Genomic DNA, 3,712 nt, shown 5'->3' with positions numbered 1-3,712 from the left:
TTTTTATGCGGCACATAAATTATGTCCGGCTGCTTTTCCCGAATCAGGTTGACTACCGGAATCAAGGTATCTTTGTTATAGCCCAAATAGCCGTCTTCATTGTGCAGAAATATCACTTCATTGGTTCCCAAGAGGGCAGACGCCTGCCGGGCCTCGGTCTCCCTGACCCGGGCCAATTCGGTTTTGGAATAACGGATGTTACCGGCTTCTCCCGAAGTCAAGTAAGCCACCGCTACCATGTGGCCCACTTCGGAGTGTTTTAAAATGCTGCCGCCGCATCCTATAACGTCATCATCGGGATGCGGAGAGAAGACCAGTACATTCATAATATGCCTCCCCGATCGTTTGCAGGCGGCCCCGTCAATGAAACTTATTTGTGCTCAGAAACTCGACTTTGGGTAACAGGATTAGAGAAATATCGGGTATTCCGCCGAAAGAGGCCGCAGAGAAGTGTTTTATTCCAACAATATATTATATTGTATGGATGCATCCTGTCAGGCAGAACTGCTAAATTGTGGTTTTTCCCCAAAATGCGCCGCAGTATTATTCACGATTGCATCTGGCTTTTGCCTGACCTGTTATGTGATAATATGAAGGACAAACAGGTGAAAAAAGTAATATTTTCAACAATACAGGTACAGGTTAGCGGGTTATGGATTCGAAAGCAGCCCTGATCGAAAAGCTTGATCGCTTGCAAGACATTATCCGGCAGCATCGGCGCGTCTTGGCGGCGTTTTCAGGCGGGGTTGACAACACTCTGTCGCTGGCGGCGCGTCACTGCTGGACAATGATACCATAAACAACATCTGAGAACGACCGATCTAACCCTGCAAACAAGGCTGGAAGGGGAACTAGCATGGATCATAACCATATTGCACAGGTGCTGGAGGAATACAGACAGGGCCGGATCGGATTGGATCACGCCCTGGATAAGCTGCGCCACCTGCCTTTTGAAGACCTGGGTTATGCCAAGATAGATCATCACCGGGTTCTGCGCCAGGGTCATCCTGAAATAATCTTTGCCGAAGGCAAATCGGCCTTGCAGCTGGAAGGCATAATCGATGCGCTGCGGCAGAAGGGCAGCAACATTTTGGCCACCCGCCTCAGCGCCGATAAATATCAGGCCCTGGCCGAACGATGGCCGGGAATGGAATATAACCCTCTGGCAAAGGTTCTGATCATTCGCCAAAACGAGGTCAAGCCAAGCCGGGGGGTAATCCTGGTGGCTACCGCAGGTACATCCGATATCGGGGTGGCCGAAGAGGCGGCTCTTACAGCCGAAATACTCGGTAATTCAGTAGATCGCCTGTATGATGTGGGTGTGGCCGGCATCCATCGGCTTCTGGCCCATCAGGCAAAGTTGGAACAGGCCAATGTTATAATTGCCGTGGCGGGAATGGAAGGCGCCTTGCCCAGCATAATCGCCGGTTTGACCGATAAACCGGTGCTGGCGGTCCCTACCAGCGTTGGCTATGGGGCCAGCTTTCAGGGATTGAGTGCGCTCTTATCCATGCTCAACAGCTGTTCCAGCGGGGTGGCGGTATTCAATATAGACAACGGCTTCGGGGCCGGCTACTTTGCCAGCCGCTTAAACCGGCAGATAGAAGCTTCCTCAGAACAAAAATCGAGGCGGGAATGAGTATGAGCAAAGTATTGTATTTTGACTGTTTTGCGGGGATATCGGGGGATATGACTCTGGGGGCTTTGTTGGATGTAGGGGCTGACCAGCAATACCTCCGCAGTGAACTGGCCAAGCTCAATATAGGCGGGTTCACCATTACTGCAAGCAAAAAAACCAGGCGGGGCATTGCCGGCACCGATGTTCAGGTAAAGCTGCCCGCCCGCTCCATGCATCCTGCCGACAAATCCTGCTGCAGCCAGGCGGATCATCACCATTGCCATGACAATGGCCACTCGCATATGCACAGCCACCCTGAACCCGGCATGTTTGACGAGCCGCTTCAGGATCCGGATAAAACCCGGCACGACCATAAGCTGCACCGCAACTTAAATGACATTGAAACCTTGATCCGGGCAAGTTCACTAAACGACAAGGTTAAAGCCACCAGCCTCAAGATATTCAACCGGCTGGCCCGGGCTGAAGCACAGGTCCATCTGCGCAAGATAACTGAAGTGCATTTTCACGAGGTCGGAGCGGTCGATTCTATTGTCGATATAGTAGGAACTGCCATATGTCTTGACTATTTGGGGATAGAAAAAATATGGTCATCGCCGCTGCATCTGGGCAGCGGCTTCCTGCAGTGCGCCCACGGCACCCTGCCGGTTGAAGCGCCTGCTACGATGGCTCTGTTAGAAGGCGTCCCGGTTTATTCCACCGGGATCAAACATGAACTGGTGACTCCGACCGGAGCGGCCATTATTACCTCCCTGGCAGAGGCTTTCCAGCCGATCCCGGAGCTGGTGATCAAGCGGGTAGGGTACGGGGTAGGGGACGGAGAAATCGAGATTCCCAACCTGTTGCGGGTCATCCTGGCAGAGCAGGCACCTTCATCAGCCTTGCTGCTCTTGGAGAGCAATATAGATAATATGAACCCCGAGTTCTATTCACACCTTTTCCCGCTGCTCCTGGAGCAGGGTGCGGTGGACGTTTACCTGACTCCAATCATTATGAAAAAAAACCGCCCCGGTATCATACTCAGCGTATTATGCCCGGCGCTCTCAGCCGATAAGCTGGAGGAGACCATTTTTGCGGAGACCACCACTCTGGGGGTCCGCAGGATGGCGGTAAACCGCCACTGCCTGCAGCGGGAAGTACGCCGGGTCAAAACCCGCTATGGAGAGGCTCAGGTTAAAGTGGCGATACGTGATGGCAGGATATTGAGGGCGTCTCCCGAATATGAAGATTGCAGCCGCATCGCCAAGGCAAAGCAGCTGCCTCTGCAGGAAGTCTACCGGGAGGTTAGCCGGGCAGCTGAACAGTCAATAATGGCTTTTACTCAGTTTACCCCGGAGGATCATGTCTAGCGCATTATGAAATATAGCACAACTGCGGTAAGGTATATGGCAACCACCGCAATATAAGTCCATTTGCGGATCTTTTCCAGCCGGGCTGTTTTCTTGATAGCCTTATCAATCCGGGCTTCATCCCGGCGCCTCTTCAGTTCCCGCTCCTCATCGCTTAACTCCCGCTGCCCCCTTTCCAGTTTTTCTTTTTCCCAGGCTTCTCTTTGTTCTGATGAGAGTGGCATGCTTTGTCCCCCCATATAATTGCTTGAACAGCATAGCTACAACGAGCATCTGCTCTGTTTCTTATTGTAACCAATCACTCCAGCCCGACTCAAGTCGGTTCCAGCATTGTCAGCACTGCCTTAAAGATCCGAAAATACTACGGTTTTGTACAAATATCGTCCGAGAATCGAACAGGTACTCCCGAATATTATTTATATATAGGACTAATATATCGGTGTTTGTAGCAATTCCGCATTTTGGTATGAATATTGCTATATTTTATAGGAAAAGCAGTGAAATATGTTCAGGAGGTGTGTCCTTTGGTCAGTATCGAGCATTTAATAGATGATTTGCATAATGGGGATGAGAAAACACGAGCTTTTACCGCTGAGGATATCTGCTTTGATGAAATTCCCGGGGGTATAGAAGTGCTGATAAACAGGTTGATGGTAGAGGAATCCCGCTATGTGCGGGGAGTAATCGTTAATTGCCTGAAAAGGACTAAGGACCGGGATGTCGTAAC

General features: G+C 51.0%; 5 protein-coding genes. 3 read left to right on the top strand and 2 right to left on the bottom strand.

Annotation, left to right across the window (positions count from 1 at the left end):
- A partial coding sequence (locus B3W37_RS07670; protein WP_483175268.1) for a PIG-L deacetylase family protein occupies positions 1-326 on the bottom strand: 326 nt, incomplete at its 3' end.
- Between the two features lie 530 nt (positions 327-856).
- Between B3W37_RS07670 and larB the strand changes: the two genes are divergently transcribed.
- On the top strand, positions 857-1,639 hold the full coding sequence (larB, locus tag B3W37_RS07665; protein WP_483169434.1) for a nickel pincer cofactor biosynthesis protein LarB: 783 nt from the start codon (positions 857-859) through the stop codon (positions 1,637-1,639).
- A 2-nt stretch (positions 1,640-1,641) separates the two neighbouring features.
- Positions 1,642-2,985 (top strand): nickel pincer cofactor biosynthesis protein LarC, encoded by a 1,344-nt coding sequence (larC, locus tag B3W37_RS07660; RefSeq protein WP_483175267.1) that lies wholly within the window; start codon positions 1,642-1,644, stop codon positions 2,983-2,985.
- On the opposite strand, the gene B3W37_RS07655 is transcribed toward larC, so the two are convergent.
- On the bottom strand, positions 2,982-3,209 hold the full coding sequence (locus tag B3W37_RS07655) for a hypothetical protein (RefSeq protein WP_481039067.1): 228 nt from the start codon (positions 3,207-3,209) through the stop codon (positions 2,982-2,984). The genes larC and B3W37_RS07655 overlap by 4 nt on opposite strands.
- A 300-nt stretch (positions 3,210-3,509) precedes the next feature.
- Here B3W37_RS07655 and B3W37_RS07650 point away from each other — a divergent pair.
- Positions 3,510-3,712: hypothetical protein (locus B3W37_RS07650; RefSeq protein ID WP_483175266.1), on the top strand; the 203-nt coding region annotated here is incomplete at its 3' end.

The organism is Syntrophomonas sp. UBA5494, from assembly GCF_002426325.1.
This window is presented reverse-complemented; position numbering and strand designations above follow the sequence as displayed.

Bases quoted from the DNA above. Each gene is read 5' to 3' on its own strand.
- larB (WP_483169434.1), top strand. From the start codon at position 857: ATGGATCATAACCATATTGCACAGGTGCTGGAGGAATACAGACAGGGC.
- larC (WP_483175267.1), top strand. From the start codon at position 1,642: ATGAGCAAAGTATTGTATTTTGACTGTTTTGCGGGGATATCGGGGGAT.
- B3W37_RS07655 (WP_481039067.1), bottom strand. From the start codon at position 3,209: ATGCCACTCTCATCAGAACAAAGAGAAGCCTGGGAAAAAGAAAAACTG.